The sequence below is a fragment of the Streptomyces decoyicus genome, assembly GCF_019880305.1.
Lineage (GTDB): Bacteria > Actinomycetota > Actinomycetes > Streptomycetales > Streptomycetaceae > Streptomyces > Streptomyces decoyicus.
Genome location: NZ_CP082301.1, coordinates 1947589 through 1963453, shown reverse-complemented (window position 1 = coordinate 1963453; position 15865 = coordinate 1947589). Strand labels below are relative to the sequence as shown.

The following is a 15865-nucleotide window of genomic DNA, read 5'->3' as shown; positions in this document are numbered from 1 at the left end:
CGTCTACCGTCCGGGAGTTACTTCTTCACCGCGTCCAGCGCGTCGACGATGCCGTAGCCGTAGTGGCCGTTGACATGCTTGGTGCCGGTGCAGGTCGCGTCACCCGTGGGGCAGCCGGGGTTGTCCGCCTGCTCCTTGAGGAGCCACTGGAGTTCCTGCGGGCTGGACTTGGGGTGGGCGCTCTTGAGCAGCGCCGCGACGCCCGCGACATGCGGGGTCGCCATGGACGTGCCGGCCAGGTAGGCCCAGTCGCCGCCCGGCATGGTGGAGAGGATGTTGCCGTTCTTGGCGGGCAGCTCGGGCACCTGCTTCGAGTCACCGCCCGGCGCGGCCACATCGATCTGGCCCAGGCCGTAGTTCGAGTAGTAGGACCTGAGCTTGTTGACGCCGGTCGCTGCGACCGTCACCGTGCCCGGCAGCTGGGTGGGAACGTCCCAGCAGGTCTTCGGGTTGATGGTGCGCTCGACGGGGGTGGAGTCGTTCGGGCTGGAGGCGTCGGGAAGCTGGGGCGCCGCCAGGTCGAGGTTGGAGTTGCCCGCCGCGGCGATGTTGATCGCGCCCTTGCGCTGGGCGTAGCTCGCCGCACGGCCGACCGCGTCGATGATGGCCGCCTGGTCGGCGTCATCCTTGCAGTTGAACATCCACGGGTCGACGTAGTAGCTGTTGTTGGTGACCTCGACGCCGTGATCGGCCGCGAAGACGAAGGCACACACCACGCTCTCGGCGTAGAAGAGGCTCGTCTCCGGCTCGCTGACCTTGAGGGCGGAGATCTTCACGCCCGGCGCGACCCCGGCCACACCGGCGCCGTTACGGGCCGCGGCGATCGTGCCCGCGACATGGGTGCCGTGGTAGTCCTCGTCCGGGTTCCAGGGGCGCCAGGCGCCCTTGGAGGTGTCGGCCACGCCGCCCACGCAGTTGGCGGACTGCTTCGCCGAGAAGTTGGGCTTCAGATCGGGGTGGGTGTCGTCCACACCGGTGTCGATGATGGCGACGGTGACGTCCTTGCTGCCCGGGTTCACCTTCGCGGCCTTGTCGGCCTTGATGGCGGGCAGGTCCCACTGGAGCGGTTCGAGCGGCTCCTCGCCGTTCGCCTTCGCCGCCTTGCCGGCCGCCATGAGCTGGGACTTCGGCAGGTCGATCTTCTGCGGCTTGCCGACGTCGGTGGTGCCCTGTGCCTTCAGCGGCGCGGTGCGGGTCGCGCCCGCCGACTGCACGCCCGGCACCGTCCGCAGGGAGGCGGCGAACTGCGGGTTGGCCGAGTGGACGACGATCACGCCTATCTGCTCATGGGCGATGATCACCTTCCCTCCGGCCTTGGCTATCGCCTTCTCGACCTTGCCCACCGTGGCATGGCCGGGCGTGGTGTTCACGACGTACGACAGCAGCGGGCCGTCGGCCGAGGCCGCGGCGGCCGGGACGGAGTCCTGGGACGCGGCGGTGGCCGCGTTCGGGAGGAAACCGAGGGACGCCGTCAGAGCCAGTCCGAGCGGTACGGCCAGCGCCCGCATGCGTCTGGATCGGGGATGTGCCATGGATACTCCACATCATCCGTGAGACCGTCCGTGGCGCGGTTTGCGCACGGGCGGATGCAATGAGATGTGAAGTTATCGGCGATCACTCCTGCGCAGCAATGGAATGCGGAGAAAAAACGGGGAGAAAACCCGCCAGGAGCGTGGAATTGATAGCGCGTCAGCCGATGTCGGCACCGTTCCGGCAGGTCGGCGGGCCGTTCAGCCGTGGCGTCGCAGCGTGGTGATGCTCAGCGGAGGCAGCGCGATCCGCGGACCGTACCAGCGGCGCACGGCCGTGGCCGTCTCCGGCCGTGGCTCCGACGGGGCGACGGCGAGCGGCGCCGGCAGCCGGATGCTGCCGTAGGGGCGCCGGCGGGGAGCGGGTGGCTGCGGGGCCTGCTGGGGCGGCGGATTCACACCGGGCTCAACGAAGCGGCCCGCGTGCGGTGGCGGTCGGCGCGGGCATTCCCGGTTTCTTCTGGGATTCAACCAACGCACCCCTGTCGTATCGTCCGATGCACCTCTACCATGCGTGATCTAGATCACTTACGTGAGCTTTATTGCCGGCCCGGGCTCTGCCTGCGCCGATCCGCCGGACCGGCACGGGAACCCGCCCCTTCGCGTCAGGAGATTCCGTGAGCGCCGCACCGACCCTCGACCCGGGAACGCACGAGCCGCCCGACTACATCCAGGTGCAGTCGAGTGCGGAATTCGATGAACTCCGCCGCGCACACCGCTCGTTCGCCTTCCCGCTCACCGTCGCCTTCATCCTCTGGTACCTCGGGTACATACTGCTGTCGAGCTACGCCGGCGGCTTCATGGGGACGAAGGTCCTGGGCCACATCAATGTGGCGTTCGTCCTCGGCATCGGCCAGTTCGTCACGACCTTCCTCATCGCCTGGTGGTACTCCCGGCACGCCGCCGCCAAGCTCGACCCCAAGGCCGAGGCCATCAAGGCCCGTCTGGAGGGCGACGCATGAGCCCCCTCCAGCAGCCGCTCGTGTCCCAGCTCGCGGCCGGCGGCGCGAGCGAGCACCGCGCCCTGATCATCGCCCTCTTCGCGGTCTTCGTCGCCGCCACCCTCGGCATCACCGTCTGGGCCGGCCGGCAGACCAAGGGCGCGGAGGACTTCTACGCCGGCGGCCGGCAGTTCAGCGGATTCCAGAACGGCCTGGCCATCTCCGGCGACTACATGTCCGCCGCCTCCTTCCTCGGCATCGCCGGCGCCATCGCCCTCTTCGGCTACGACGGCTTCCTCTACTCCATCGGCTTCCTCGTCGCCTGGCTCGTCGCGCTGCTCCTGGTCGCCGAACCGCTGCGCAACTCCGGCCGGTTCACCATGGGCGACGTCCTCGCCTACCGGATGCGCCAGCGCCCGGTCCGTACGGCCGCCGGCACCTCCACCATCGTCGTCTCGATCTTCTACCTGCTCGCCCAGATGGCGGGCGCGGGCGCCCTGGTCACCCTGCTCCTGGGCATCACCAGCGAGGCGGGCAAGATCCTGGTCGTGGTCCTCGTCGGCATCGTGATGATCCTCTACGTCACCATCGGCGGCATGAAGGGCACCACCTGGGTCCAGATGGTCAAGGCGGTCCTGCTGATCGCCGGCACCCTGCTGATCACCTTCCTGGTGGCGCTCAAGTTCCACTTCAACCTCTCCGAACTGCTCGGCGCCGCGGCGCAGAACAGCGGCAAGGGCGCGGCCTTCCTGGAGCCCGGCCTCAAGTACGGCGCCACCGCCACCTCGAAGATCGACTTCATCTCGCTGGGCCTCGCCCTCGTGCTCGGCACCGCGGGCCTGCCGCACATCCTCATCCGCTTCTACACGGTCCCCACCGCCAAGGCCGCCCGTAAGTCCGTGAACTGGGCGATCGGCATCATCGGCGTCTTCTACCTGATGACCATCGCGCTCGGCTTCGGCGCCGCGGCGCTCATCAAGCCGGAGGAGATCACCGCCGCCAACAAGGCGGGCAACACCGCTGCCGCGCAGCTCGCCGAGGTGATCGGCGGCGGGGCCGGATCCACCGGGGGCGCGGTGCTGCTCGCCGTCATCTCCGCGGTCGCCTTCGCGACGATCCTGGCGGTGGTCGCCGGCCTCACCCTCGCCTCGTCCTCGTCCTTCGCCCACGACATCTACGTCAATGTCATCCGCAAGAACAAGGCCACCGAGAAGCAGGAGGTCGGCGCGGCCCGCTGGGCGACCGTCTGCATCGGCGCCGTGGCCATCGTCCTGGGCGTCTTCGCCCGCGGTCTGAACGTCGCGGGCCTGGTGGCGCTCGCCTTCGCGGTCGCCGCCTCCGCCAACCTCCCGACGCTCCTCTACAGCCTGTTCTGGAAGCGCTTCACCACCCAGGGCGCCCTGTGGTCCATCTACGGAGGCCTCCTCTCCTCCGTCCTCCTGGTCCTCTTCTCCCCGGTCGTCTCCGGCAAGGAGACCTCGATGTTCCCCGGCGCCGACTTCGACGTCTTCCCGCTGGAGAACCCGGGCCTGATCTCCATCCCGCTGGGCTTCCTGCTCGGCTGGCTGGGATCGCTGCTGTCCAAGGAGGAGCCGGACGTCCAGAAGTACGCCGAGCTGGAGGTCCGCTCGCTGACCGGGACCGGAGCCCACTGAGGCGGTCCTGCCGAGCCGTCCCCGCGGAACACGGGCGGGGCGCTGTCGTAGATCTCTACGACGGCGCCCCGCCCAGCTCGTGCTTCTCCTCCCTGCTCCCTGTCACACCCATCGCGTAGGCTCGATGATGTACTGATCCACCGAAGGAGACGTACGGAGCCATCACTCTTGGGGAGGGGGCCCAGTGCTCATCGACACTTACGGTCGCGTGGCCACCGACCTGCGCGTTTCGCTCACCGACCGGTGCAATCTGCGGTGTACGTACTGCATGCCGGAAGAGGGCCTGCAATGGCTCGCCAAGCCCGACCTGCTGACCGACGACGAGATCGTCCGGCTGATCGGCATCGCCGTGCGGGACCTGGGCATCGAAGAGGTCCGCTTCACCGGCGGTGAGCCGCTGCTCCGCCCCGGGCTGCCCGGCATCGTCGAGCGCGTCGCCGCCCTCACCCCGCGCCCCCAGATGTCACTGACCACCAACGGCATCGGTCTGCAGCGCACCGCCGCCGCCCTCCGCGACGCCGGCCTGGACCGCGTCAATGTCTCCCTGGACACCCTGCGGCCGGACGTCTTCCAGGCCATGACCCGCCGCAAGCGGCACGACGACGTCCTGCGCGGTCTCGAGGCCGCCCGCGCGGCCGGTCTGACCCCGGTGAAGGTCAACACCGTCCTGATGCCGGGGCTCAACGACGACGAGGCCCCCGACCTGCTGGCCTGGGCGATCGCGCATGACTACGAGCTCCGCTTCATCGAGCAGATGCCGCTCGACGCCCAGCACGGCTGGAAGCGCGACGGCATGATCACCGCAGGTGACATCCTCGCCTCGCTGCACACCCGCTTCGCGCTCACCCCCGAGGGCCAGGACGAGCGCGGCTCCGCGCCCGCCGAGCGCTGGATCGTCGACGGCGGCCCGCACCGCGTCGGTGTGATCGCCTCCGTCACCCGCCCGTTCTGCCGGGCCTGCGACCGCACCCGGCTGACCGCCGACGGCCAGGTCCGTACGTGCCTGTTCGCCACCGAGGAGACGGATCTGCGCACGGCCCTGCGCTCCGAGGCCCCCGATGACGAGATCGCCCGCATATGGAAGCAGGCGATGTGGGGCAAGAAGGCGGGCTCCGGCCTGGACGACCCGTCCTTCCTCCAGCCGGAGCGCCCGATGTCCGCGATCGGCGGCTGAGCCGGCCGGGTCTCGCGAGCGGCGGTTGCGCCGGTCCGGCGTCAGCGGCCGGCGGCCGGCGCCTCCCACTCCTCCAGCGTCACGACATCCTTGAGGAAGCCGCGCACCCCGAGGAACTGCGACAGATGCTCCCGGTGCTCCTCGCAGGCCAGCCAGGTCTTGCGCCGGTCCGGAGTGTGCAGCTTCGGGTTGTTCCAGGCCAGCACCCATACGGCGGGGGCGCGGCAGCCCTTCGCGGAACAGATGACGGCGCCCTCGGCGGCTTCCTGGGGATTCGGGGAGTTCACGGCCTCAACCCTACGTCCTGCGCTCACAGCCCCGGGCCCGGCTTCTTCACCCCGGGGCCCTTGCGGACATGACGACGCCGGGCAGCCACGGGGGGAGCCGCCCGGCGTCGGTCCGTCGCTCCGACGGGGGATGCGGAGCGCGTACGCAGTATGTCACGGGGGATGGTGCGTAGTGCACCGGAACTCCATGATTGATCTGAGCTTTTCTTGAGCTTTGCAGACCGGGTGATGATCAGCTGGGGTCATGTGGCGAGGCGGAAGAGTCCGCTGCCGGCCGCTCCGGAACGGATTCCGCCGGAGCGTCGTCGGCGCCCGGCGTCAGCATCGGCCTGGTCGGGCCCGCGACGAAGGTCTGCGGGAGCGAAGGGGCGTTCTCCCGGCCCGCGTTGGCGATGACCACCGCGATATACGGCAGCGCCAGCCCCAGCACCAACGTCGCGATGGCAATGGGCCGTTCGACGTTCCACAGCACGACGGTCAGCACCACGGCCACCGTCCGCACCGCCATCGAGATCACATACCGCCGCTGCCGTCCGCGCACATCCTCGGACAGTCCCTGCCGGGCCCCGGTGATCCGGAAGGCCTGGCCGCTGCTCTGCTTCCGCATCACGTTCCACCGCCTGGTCAGTCATGCCGGATTCTCCCCGGTATCCGGTCGGTTTCCACGGTACGCCCCGGCTGCGCCGCCTTCGAGACCGGGTCGGGCCCCCCTTCGGCCGGGTCTGCCTGCGCACCTTGCGTACGGCGGCCCCCGGCGTGCGCCGTAGCCGATGCGGAGCGACACTGACGAGGCGACCGTCATCTGCACCGTGCCGCAAGAGGAGTCGACATGACGTGGTTGTGGGCCATCATCGTGGGCCTGGTGCTGGGCCTGATCGCGAAGGCCATCATCCCGGGCAAGCAACAGATCCCGCTCTGGCTGACCGTGATCTTCGGCATGCTGGGCAGTGTCCTCGGCAACTGGGTTGCCACCGGCATCGGGGTCAATGACACCAAGGGCATCGACTGGATCCGGCACCTGCTGCAACTGGCCGGCGCGGTGGTTGTCGTCGCCGTCGGTGACCGTCTCTGGGTCTCGATGCGGGGCCGCAAGAGACACGCCGCCTGAGGGAACGACACGGGCGGCCGGCGCGCATCCATGCGCACCGGCCGCCCGCCCCTCTGCCGTATCAGCGGCCTTCGAGCTGAGCCAGCTTCCGGCCGGCCTTGAGGTAGGCGACCCCGGCCGTGTCCGCCAGCTTCTCGGCCAGCACCTCACCCAGCGGACGGACCGAATCGGCCTCCGCGAGCACCACGGTCTGCTGCCCGTCCTCGCCCTCCACGACCAGCCGCAGCGCATTCTGCTTGGCCAGCCGCCGCGCCGCCGAGGCGCTCGGCGTGAACTCCAGGATCTTGGTCAGGACCGTGGCCACCGTCTCCGCGCCGTGCGCGGCGACGTCGACGACCGGCAGCGACTCCACATCCGAGAACGACTTCTTGGAGAACTGGGCGATGAAACCGGCCCGCGCCGCCATCGCCGCCTCCAGGCCGTACAGCGCGGCCACGACCTCGCCCGCCAGGACCTTCTTGAGGTCCATCGGGTGCAGCGAGCGGTCCGCGACCCGGCCCAAGGCCAGTGCGATCTCCTCGTCCGTCCACTCCGTCCAGGCCTTCAGGTACGGCTCCATCAGCCGGTCCGGCACCGACATGATCTTGCCGAAGACATCGTCGGCGGACGCGTTCAGCCCGACGTAATTGCCCTTGGACTTGGACATCTTGGCGCCGGTGCCGTCCGTGCCCTCGATCAGCGGCATGGTCACCACCAGCTGCGGCTGCTGCCCGCGCAGCTCCATCAGTTTGCGGCCCATCTGGAGGTTGAGCAGCTGGTCGGAGCCGCCCAGCTCCACATCGCACTCCAGCGCCACCGAGTCCAGGCCCTGCGCGACGGGGTACAGCAGCTCCGTCATGGTCAGGCCGGAGCCGGCCGCGAGACGGTTGCGGAAGTCCTCGCGCTGCAGCAGCTGGGAGGCCGGCACCTGGGCGAGCAGCGAGAGCAGCTCCGGGAAGGTGTACGGCGCCAGCCACTCGCTGTTCTGCCGGAAGCTGACCTTCTCGAAGTCGAAGAAGGGCCGCACCTGTTCCCGGTACGTGGCGAGATTGTGTGCGATGTCCTCGTCGGTCAGCGGCGGCCGCTCGGCCGTACGGCCCGACGGGTCGCCGATTTTGGCGGTGAAGTCACCGATGATCAGCGTGACGTCATGGCCCAGCCGCTGGAACCGGCTCAGGACGATCAGCGGCACCGCATGCCCCAGGTGCACATCGGTCGCCGTCGGGTCGATGCCCAGCTTGATGTGCAGGCCCTTGCCGGCCGCCCGGCGCTCCTCGATCCGCTCGGCCAGCTTCTCCACGCCCGGCAGGACCTCGACCGTACGGGCCGCGATCAGCTCGGCCTGCTCCTTGGCGGGCAGGTCCGTCAGGTCGAGATAGCGCCGCGCGCCCGTCTCCTTGAGCAGCTCCTGGACCGTGGCGTCCGAGGAGAGGTCGGCGGAGAGCTGGGTGGTGGCGCGGGCGACGGATTCGCCGAGGCGTGTCATGGCGTTCCTGATCGATCGTGGTTCCCAAACGGGAGGACAAGCGGACAGTCTATTAGCCCCGTACGACACTCCCGCGCCGTCCGCCCGCCGTCCGCCCGCCGCCCGTCCCGCCCGGCGGGCCCGCCGCCACCGGCCGGGCGTACGCCGACGGCCTCACACCCCGCGGCTGACCGAGCTCATATTGAAGTCCGGGATGCGCAGTGCCGGCATCGCGGCGCGGGTGAAGTAGTCGCCCCACTCGCGCGGCAGGGTCCGCTCGGTACGGCCCGCCTCCACCGCCCGGGACAGCAGATCCACCGGCGATTCGTTGAACCGGAAGTTGTTCACCTCGCCGACCACCTCGCCCTTCTCGACCAGGTAGACGCCGTCCCGGGTCAGCCCGGTCAGCAGCAGCGTCGCCGGGTCCACCTCGCGGATGTACCACAGGCAGGTCAGCAGCAGCGTCGGGCCGTCATGGCCGGCGGCCGCCACCATCTCGTCCAGCGAGCGTGAACTCCCGCCCTCCAGAAGGAGGTTGTCGATGCCCGGGGCCACCGGCAGGCCGGTCAGTCCGGCGCTGTGCCGGGTGGTCGGCAGCCGGTTCAGCACGCCCTCGCGCAGCCACTCCGTGGCCGTCAGCGGCAGCCCGTTGTCGAAGACCGAGGCATCGTCGCCGGAGGAGTGCGCCAGGACGAACGGCGCACACTCCAGACCGGCCGCCCACGGGTCGCTGCGCAGCGTCAGCGGCAGCTCGCTGAGCCGCTCGCCCACCCGGGTACCCGCCCCGGGCCCCGTCGCCCCGCCGTTGCCGTCCGACGGCCGGGAGAAGACCGTACGGCCCTCGGAGGCATCCCGGGCGCCGGACGACCACATCTGGTAGACGAGCAGGTCGGCGACGGCGGTGGGCGGCAACAGCGTGTCGTACCGCCCGGCGGGCAGCTCGATCCGCCGCTCCGCCCAGCCCAGCCGCCGGCCCAGCTCGGTGTCGAGCAGCCGCGGATCGACGTCGCCGAAGTCGCGGGTCGCCTGTCCGGCCCATGCCGAGCGGGTGCGGTCGGGAGACTTGGCGTTCAGCTCCAGCGTCCCGGTGGGCTGGTCGTGCCGGAGCCGCAGCCCGGACGAGGTCCCCAGATACGACGAGACGACATCGTGCTGGGCGAAGCCGTACAGCTCACGGCCGCCCGCACGGGCCTGCCGGAAGGACTCGCCCAGGGCCGGGGCGAACGCCGCGAACACCTCCGAGGAGGTCTCGGCAGGCGCATCGGTGAAGTCCGCGGACGCCTTCTCGCCCCCGACCAGCGGCTGGGCGTCCTCGGCCGGACCGGCGTCCCGGGCGGCCGCCTCGGCGGCCCGCACCAGCGGCTCCAGGTCGTCCGCGGTCACCGCGGAGCGCGAGACGACACCGGACGCCGTGCCCTGGCCGCCGTTCAGGGTCGCCACGATCGTGAGGGTGCGGCCGCGGGTGACCCCGTTGGTGGTGAGCGCATTGCCCGCCCAGCGCAGATTGGCGCTGGAGCTCTCATCGGCGATGACCACACAGCCGTCGGCCCGGGAAAGTTCCAGGGCCCGCTCGACGATCTCGTGCGGCCTGTTCCTGCGCGGCGTACGCGTGCTCATCGACCGGCCTCCTGTGTGGTGTTCGGGCTGTGCCTTTGCGGGGGCGGCCCCCGGGCGCGACCGCGGACATCGGACCCCACCGGCTCAAACCGGACGCTGCGGGGTCTGGTGATGACTCGGTGCCGACCTGGGAGCAGAGCTTACCGAGCGCTCTGCGCACGGGCGGAGACGCAGATCGGCCGCGCGGCGCCGGTGGCGGGGAGGCCGTCGCTGCGAAGGCTCGCCCCACCGGGGGGCGCCGTGCGCGAACGGCTCCAGGCCGTTTGTCCCGTGCGGAGGGGCTCGGCCGGGCTGCCGGAGGGGCGCTCACGTGGCTGCACCCGTACCTTCCTCCTATGGACTTCCACATCACGGCGGAGGAGGAAGGCATTGTCTTCCGTATCGCCGAGCGCCTCCGGGCCGGTGACTCCCCGACGGACGACGACCTGGCCGAAGAGCTGGGGGACGAGGTCCGGCCCGATCTCCGGTCCCTTCTGGAAAAGGGGTGGCTCGTCGTCGACGCGGACCGCTCCCTGAAGCTCTCCACGATTGGCCAGGCGGCTCTTTCCAGTCGGCGCGACGTCGGGGGCTCCCAGGCGTGAGGAAGCCCCGTTCGCCGGCCGCCGAGGGCTCACGGACGGGGCTTCACCGAGGCCGGACAGGCATTACCGGACCGGACTACCGGACCGGACTACCGGACAGGGCGACGGGACAGGACGACGGGACAGCCCTCAGCCGTCGTTCGTGCCGTCGTCGGGCACCCAACGCAGCACGTCGCCGGGCTGGCACTCGAGTGTGCGGCAGATCGCGTCGAGCGTGGTGAACCGCACCGCCTTGGCGCGACCGTTCTTCAGGACGGCGATATTGGCCGGCGTGATACCGACGGCAGCGGCGAACTCGCCGACCGACAGGTGGTGTTTGGCGAGCTGGAGGTCGAGGTCGACGATGATGGCCATCAGATCACCTCGGCGATCTCGGTCTCCAGATCCGTCGCCTTGCGCAAGAGGCTGCGCATGATGACGACGAGCATCGCGAATGCCGCCCCCACGCCGACGCCCGCGACGGCGGCGGCGAGGGCCCCGATGAGCTCCATGCCGTCATGGGGAGAGGGAATGTCGGCCACGGCCAGATGCCCGGTGACGCCGATCGCCAGCAGCGTCGCCACGATCGAGGACCCGATGATGGTGTCCACCCACCGGAAGGCCAGCGGCGTGAAGATCGCGCCGCGCCGGACCATGGCGAGCAGCATCCACACTGCGACGAGCGCGACTTGGACGCAGGCGATGCCGATGATCGCCACGGTCACGTACGGCGCGGCGAAGGGGGCGTAGGGAGGGAAGCGCTCGACCTCATCGGCCGCCGTCGTCGGGATGATGACGACCTGGCCGAAGAGGCCGACGGCCATGGCGGCGACGACGCCGATCCGGAGCGTGGCGATGAAGAAGCGATGCATGTATCGATTATCGATTGGTTCCTATCGAAAATCAATCGATCTCGCCCCGGGGGTGTTCCAGCGGCACGTGAGGCACGTGAGACACGTGAGACACATGAAGCTCGTGAAGTACGTGGGGTGGGTGAGGTGTTGGCCGGTTTCCGGTGGCTCGCCTGCCCGACCGGCGCCTTCGCCATGACTGCGAGATCCCAAGGCGCTGGGCGCCGGTGCGGCCGGCCGGAGACAGGCTCATCTAGGGGAAGTCCTCAGCAGGACCGCCCCGGCCAGGTGCCACGGAAGTGCCGAAGTCCCCCTCGTGCGGCAGGGGTTGCGTCCATCACTCGGACGTGCGGTGCGTATCGGATTGGTGGCAGGCCCGTGGCGCGGGTGCACATCAACCGGAGTCCGGCGCCCGATCCGTGCGAGTGCATTGCTCGGTGCAACGGGTCAGGTGCGGAGTTGAACCGTGCTGCGACGCGCAGGGTTCGGCGGTCGGGGAGCTGGGATGACGCTCGGGCGGGCGGGTCGTCCGAAGTGCACGGCAACGCCTGGTGAGTAGAGCACGCTCGCCGGTGTTCCGCTCTGCTCGGGAAGTCCCGCGGCCGTCACCAGGTTCTCGTGACACTCGATCAGCTCGGCGCGGTGCAGTGGCCACCGTGGGTGGGTGTTCGGCAAGTACATCGACTGCCCGAAGAAGCTGTTGTGCATGCCCCAGCGCGCGGTCAGGAAGTGCTCGAGCGCGGTGGGCTCCTCGATCCGTTCACCGAGCCGTATGGTCACCCTGCTGTGTGCGCCGTGCGGTCCGGGCCAGCGGCGACGGCTGTGGTAGCTGATCGTGTCGGCGCGGCGAGTGATGGTCATGCGGGACCACAGATACGGCAGTCGGAAGAAGGTCCGCGCGATCGCCACGGGGATGAGGCGGGAGGCATCGAGCGAGCGGAAGACAACGCCTCGGCGCCCGAGGGCATCCACGGTGTACAGGCGCACGTTCGTCTCCGGGAAGGTGCCCAGATACGGCACGCCGGGCAGACGGAACCATCCGACGCGATGCATGCGAAAGGCGACCAGTCCGACATAGGTGGCGCCATCGAACGTATCGGGCACCGTACCCGCGGGCAGGAGTGGCGCGACGTCGGCGGGGTCGACGGCCCAGTGCACAAAGGCCAGATCCAGCCACGACTGGGTGAGGAGAGGGCGCGGTGTCGAGTGCACTGGATCCGGGGTCACGGATTCAGGGGCGAGCGGGGCGGGCGACACTTCGGCAGCATCGCACACCCTCCATTCCCAGCTCCGGGGTGGCCCGTGCTCGACGATTGCATGTCGACCTGGTGCAGGCTTCGGGCCCCGGTGCGCTGCCGCTCAGGAACGCCCCGACTCCTCCGCGGTGTTCAGGATGTTCACGTTCCGGAACAGTGCCGAGGGGCAGCCGTGGGACACCGCGGCGATCTGTCCGGGCTGCGCCTTTCCGCAGTTGAAAGCCCCTCCGAGGACGTAGGTCCGGGGCCCGCCGACGGCTTCCATGGAGCCCCAGAACTCAGGGGTGATTCCCTGGTAGGCGACATCCCGGACCTGCCCGCAAAGGCGTCCGTTGCGGATCGTGTAGGCCCTCTGCTGGGTGAACTGGAAGTTGTACCGCTGCATATCGATCGACCAGGAGCGGTCGCCGACGACGTAGATGCCGCGCTCCACCCCCGAGATCAGCTCCTCGGTGGACGGTCCGTCCGCCGCCGGCTGAAGCGAGACATTCGCCATCCGCTGGACCGGCACATGGCCCGGCGAGTCCGCGTACGCGCATCCGTTGGAGCGCGAAAAGCCCGTCAACTTCGCCATTCTGCGGTCCAGTTGATAGCCGACCAGGGTGCCGTCCTTGATCAGGTCCCAGGACTGTGCGGCCACCCCCTCGTCGTCGTAGCCGACCGTCGCGAGCCCGTGCTCGGCGGTCCGGTCGCCCGTGACATTCATGAGCTCGGAGCCGTACGCCAGCTTCCCGAGCTGGTCGAAGGTGGCGAACGAGGTCCCCGCGTAGGCCGCCTCGTAGCCCAGCGCCCGGTCCAGCTCGGTCGCATGGCCGATCGACTCGTGGATCGTCAGCCAGAGGTTGGAGGGATCCACCACCACGTCGTACGCGCCGGGCTCGACGCTCGGTGCCCGCATCTTCTCGGCGAGGTGCTCGGGGATGCGGGCGAGTTCGCCGTCCCAGTCCCAGTGGTCCCCGGTCAGGTACTCCCAGCCGCGCCCGGCCGGCGGGGCGAGGGTGCGCATCGAGTCGAAGTCGCCGCTCGCCGGGTCCACCGCGACCGCCGTCAGCTGCGGATGCAGCCGCACCCGCTGCTGGGTGGTGCTGGTGCCCGCGGTGTCGGCGTAGAACTTGTTCTCCTGGACGGTCAGCAGCGAGGCGTCCGCATGGGTCACGCCCTTGGCGGCCAGCAGCCGTGCGCTCCACTCCGCCAGCAGCCCGCTCTTCTCGGTGTCCGCCACGTCGAACGGATTGATGTCGTACGACGAGACCCAGGTGCGGTCCGGGTGCGCGGGCTCCTCCGCCAGCTCGACCCTGCCCCCGCTACCGCCCAAAGTGCCCTCGGCGGAGCCGGCGGCCGCGATCACCTTCGCCGACAGCTTGGCCATCGCCACGGCCTGTGAGGCCACCCGCGCCGCCGCGTCCATCGTGAGATCCACGCCGGAGGCGAACCCCCAGGCCCCGCCGTGCACCACCCGGACCGCGTACCCGAGGTCGGTGGTGTCCGAGGTCCCGGACGTACGGGCGTCCCGCAGCCGCCAGGAGGCGCTGCGGATGCGCTCCAGGCGGAAGTCCGCGTGGTCGGCGCCCAGCGCGCGGGCGCGGGCCAGCGCCGCATCGGCCAGCGCAGGCAACGGCAGCGCCAGGAATGCTTCGTCAACGGCATGGGGTGCAGGCAAGGAGTCCTCCCGTGGTCGGCGCCTGCATCATGCCCTGCGGCGCGCCCGCGGCCCAGGGCGCGGCGGTGCGCGGCGTGGAGAGTCGGCCGGTGCGGCGCCGTGCGCCCGGCCTGTACGGCACGGCCCGCGGGGCCTGCCCAGGGGCGGGCTCCGGTGGTGGTTCTGTGGAGACCCGACAGTGACCGGCGCGCGTGCCTGTCCGTGCTGGATTCCACCTAAGGGCCCCGTGACCGATAGTTTCGTATCGAACGCAGGACGGACAGAAAACGGAAAGGGTGATCTCTTGAGCCGCTCGGTTCTGGTCACCGGAGGTAACCGCGGCATTGGCCTCGCCATTGCCCGTGCCTTCGCCGAGGCAGGCGACAAGGTCGCCATCACCTACCGCTCGGGCGAACCGCCCGCGGGGTTTTTGGCCGTGAAGTGCGACATCACGGACAGCGAGCAGGTCGAGCAGGCGTACAAGGAGATCGAGGAGAAGCAGGGTCCGGTCGAGGTGCTGGTGGCCAACGCCGGCGTCACCCGTGACCAGCTGCTGATGCGGATGTCCGAGGAGGACTTCACCTCGGTCCTGGAGACCAACCTCACCGGCACGTTCCGGGTGGTCAAGCGTGCCAACCGGGCGATGCTGCGGGCCCGCAAGGGCCGGGTCGTGCTGATCTCGTCCGTGGTGGGCCTGATGGGCGCCGCGGGCCAGGCGAACTACGCCGCTTCCAAGGCCGGCCTGGTGGGCTTCGCCCGCTCGCTCGCCCGGGAGCTGGGCAGCCGCAACATCACCGTCAACGTCGTCGCCCCCGGCTTCGTCGACACCGACATGACCCGCGTGCTCACCGACGAGCAGCGGGAGGGCATCGTGAAGCAGGTGCCGCTCGCGCGGTATGCACAGCCCGAGGAGATCGCCGCCTCGGTCCGCTTCCTGGCCTCCGACGAGGCCGCGTACATCACTGGAGCCGTCATTCCTGTCGACGGCGGATTGGGCATGGGTCACTGATCAGCATGAGTGGAATCCTTGCAGGCAAGCGCATCCTGGTCACGGGTGTCCTGACCGAGTCGTCGATCGCGTTCCAGGCGGCCAAGGTCGCCCAGAACGAGGGCGCCGAGGTCATCCTCACCGGCTTCGGCCGGCTCTCCCTCGTCGAGCGGATCGCCAAGCGGCTGCCCAAGCCCGCCCCGGTCATCGAGCTGGACGTCACCAACCAGGAGCACCTGGACGGGCTGGCCGACAAGATCCGCGAGCACCAGGGCGAGGGCGCCCGCCTCGACGGCATCGTGCACTCCATCGCCTTCGGCCCGCAGGGCGCCTTCAACTTCCTGGAGGCGGAGTGGTCGGACGTGGGCACCGCGGTGCAGGTCTCGGCGTACTCGTACAAGTCGCTGACCATGGCCTGCCTGCCGCTCATGGAGCACGGCGGCGCGGTCGTCGGCCTCACCTTCGACGCGCAGGTCGCCTGGCCGAAGTACGACTGGATGGGCGTGGCCAAGGCGGCGCTGGAGAGCACCAACCGCTACCTCGCGCGTGACCTGGGCCCCAAGGGTGTCCGCTGCAACCTGGTCTCGGCCGGCCCGATCAAGTCGATGGCCGCCAAGTCCATCCCCGGCTTCGAGGAGCTGGCGGACGTGTGGAACCACCGCGCCCCGATCGGCTGGGACCTGGCCGACCCGGAGCCGGCCGGCCGCGGCGTCGTCGGCATGCTGTCCGACTTCTTCCCCCGCACGACGGGCGAGATCGTGCACGTCGACGGCGGTGTGCACATGATGGGCGCCTGACGCCCGCAGCGCATCCGTA

The 15865-nt window shown here is 69.9% G+C and carries 17 protein-coding genes; 7 read left to right on the top strand and 10 right to left on the bottom strand.

Annotated features, from left to right (window positions below):
* Window positions 1–17: 17 nt before the first annotated feature.
* Window positions 18–1532, bottom strand: coding sequence for a S8 family serine peptidase (locus K7C20_RS08635; protein WP_030087546.1), 1515 nt, complete (start codon window positions 1530–1532; stop codon window positions 18–20).
* Between the two features lie 198 nt (window positions 1533–1730).
* A complete protein-coding gene (locus K7C20_RS08630) occupies window positions 1731–1928 on the bottom strand; it encodes a hypothetical protein (protein WP_053209886.1) in 198 nt (65 codons plus the stop codon).
* 218 nt (window positions 1929–2146) lie between these two features.
* On the opposite strand from K7C20_RS08630, the gene K7C20_RS08625 reads away from it, so the two are divergent.
* From K7C20_RS08625 to moaA, 3 genes are all read left to right on the top strand, one after another.
* A complete protein-coding gene (locus K7C20_RS08625; protein ID WP_030087548.1) occupies window positions 2147–2491 on the top strand; it encodes a DUF485 domain-containing protein in 345 nt (114 codons plus the stop codon).
* Window positions 2488–4125, top strand: a complete 1638-nt coding sequence (locus K7C20_RS08620) for a solute symporter family protein (RefSeq protein ID WP_030087549.1) — start codon at window positions 2488–2490, stop codon at window positions 4123–4125. Before K7C20_RS08625 ends, K7C20_RS08620 begins: the two co-directional genes overlap by 4 nt.
* Before the next feature lie 184 nt (window positions 4126–4309).
* Window positions 4310–5299 carry a GTP 3',8-cyclase MoaA gene (gene moaA / locus K7C20_RS08615; protein ID WP_030087550.1) on the top strand — a complete coding sequence of 330 codons (990 nt, stop codon included), beginning with the start codon at window positions 4310–4312 and terminating at the stop codon, window positions 5297–5299.
* Between the two features lie 41 nt (window positions 5300–5340).
* On the opposite strand, the gene K7C20_RS08610 is transcribed toward moaA, so the two are convergent.
* Both K7C20_RS08610 and K7C20_RS08605 read right to left on the bottom strand, forming a co-directional pair.
* Window positions 5341–5586 (bottom strand): hypothetical protein, encoded by a 246-nt coding sequence (locus K7C20_RS08610; protein WP_053209885.1) that lies wholly within the window; start codon window positions 5584–5586, stop codon window positions 5341–5343.
* 232 nt (window positions 5587–5818) lie between these two features.
* Window positions 5819–6193, bottom strand: coding sequence for a DUF3099 domain-containing protein (locus K7C20_RS08605; protein WP_030087551.1), 375 nt, complete (start codon window positions 6191–6193; stop codon window positions 5819–5821).
* A 222-nt stretch (window positions 6194–6415) separates the two neighbouring features.
* On the opposite strand from K7C20_RS08605, the gene K7C20_RS08600 reads away from it, so the two are divergent.
* On the top strand, window positions 6416–6694 hold the full coding sequence (locus K7C20_RS08600) for a GlsB/YeaQ/YmgE family stress response membrane protein (RefSeq protein WP_030087552.1): 279 nt from the start codon (window positions 6416–6418) through the stop codon (window positions 6692–6694).
* A 61-nt stretch (window positions 6695–6755) separates the two neighbouring features.
* On the opposite strand, the gene tyrS is transcribed toward K7C20_RS08600, so the two are convergent.
* Together tyrS and K7C20_RS08590 are read right to left on the bottom strand one after the other, a co-directional pair.
* The gene (gene tyrS / locus K7C20_RS08595) at window positions 6756–8159 is read right to left on the bottom strand and encodes a tyrosine--tRNA ligase (protein ID WP_030087553.1); all 1404 of its coding nucleotides are present in this window, start codon (window positions 8157–8159) and stop codon (window positions 6756–6758) included.
* 153 nt (window positions 8160–8312) lie between these two features.
* A complete protein-coding gene (locus K7C20_RS08590) occupies window positions 8313–9755 on the bottom strand; it encodes a metallopeptidase TldD-related protein (RefSeq protein WP_053209884.1) in 1443 nt (480 codons plus the stop codon).
* A gap of 335 nt (window positions 9756–10090) precedes the next feature.
* Here K7C20_RS08590 and K7C20_RS08585 point away from each other — a divergent pair, with 335 nt between their 5' ends.
* Window positions 10091–10336, top strand: coding sequence for a hypothetical protein (locus tag K7C20_RS08585; protein WP_048830184.1), 246 nt, complete (start codon window positions 10091–10093; stop codon window positions 10334–10336).
* A 129-nt stretch (window positions 10337–10465) separates the two neighbouring features.
* Here K7C20_RS08585 and K7C20_RS08580 read toward each other — a convergent pair whose 3' ends face one another.
* From K7C20_RS08580 to K7C20_RS08565, 4 genes are all read right to left on the bottom strand, one after another.
* Window positions 10466–10690 carry a helix-turn-helix domain-containing protein gene (locus K7C20_RS08580; RefSeq protein ID WP_030087557.1) on the bottom strand — a complete coding sequence of 75 codons (225 nt, stop codon included), beginning with the start codon at window positions 10688–10690 and terminating at the stop codon, window positions 10466–10468.
* Window positions 10690–11187 carry a DUF2975 domain-containing protein gene (locus K7C20_RS08575; protein WP_030087558.1) on the bottom strand — a complete coding sequence of 166 codons (498 nt, stop codon included), beginning with the start codon at window positions 11185–11187 and terminating at the stop codon, window positions 10690–10692. Before K7C20_RS08575 ends, K7C20_RS08580 begins: the two co-directional genes overlap by 1 nt.
* Window positions 11188–11613: 426 nt before the next feature.
* On the bottom strand, window positions 11614–12393 hold the full coding sequence (locus K7C20_RS08570) for a YqjF family protein (protein WP_245171592.1): 780 nt from the start codon (window positions 12391–12393) through the stop codon (window positions 11614–11616).
* A 132-nt stretch (window positions 12394–12525) separates the two neighbouring features.
* Window positions 12526–14082 (bottom strand): TldD/PmbA family protein, encoded by a 1557-nt coding sequence (locus K7C20_RS08565; RefSeq protein ID WP_053209883.1) that lies wholly within the window; start codon window positions 14080–14082, stop codon window positions 12526–12528.
* Window positions 14083–14365: 283 nt separating this feature from the next.
* Here K7C20_RS08565 and fabG point away from each other — a divergent pair, with 283 nt between their 5' ends.
* Both fabG and fabI read left to right on the top strand, forming a co-directional pair.
* A complete protein-coding gene (gene fabG / locus K7C20_RS08560; protein WP_030087572.1) occupies window positions 14366–15070 on the top strand; it encodes a 3-oxoacyl-[acyl-carrier-protein] reductase in 705 nt (234 codons plus the stop codon).
* A gap of 5 nt (window positions 15071–15075) precedes the next feature.
* A complete protein-coding gene (fabI, locus tag K7C20_RS08555; protein WP_030087574.1) occupies window positions 15076–15846 on the top strand; it encodes an enoyl-ACP reductase FabI in 771 nt (256 codons plus the stop codon).
* The last annotated feature ends 19 nt before the right edge of the window (window positions 15847–15865 follow it).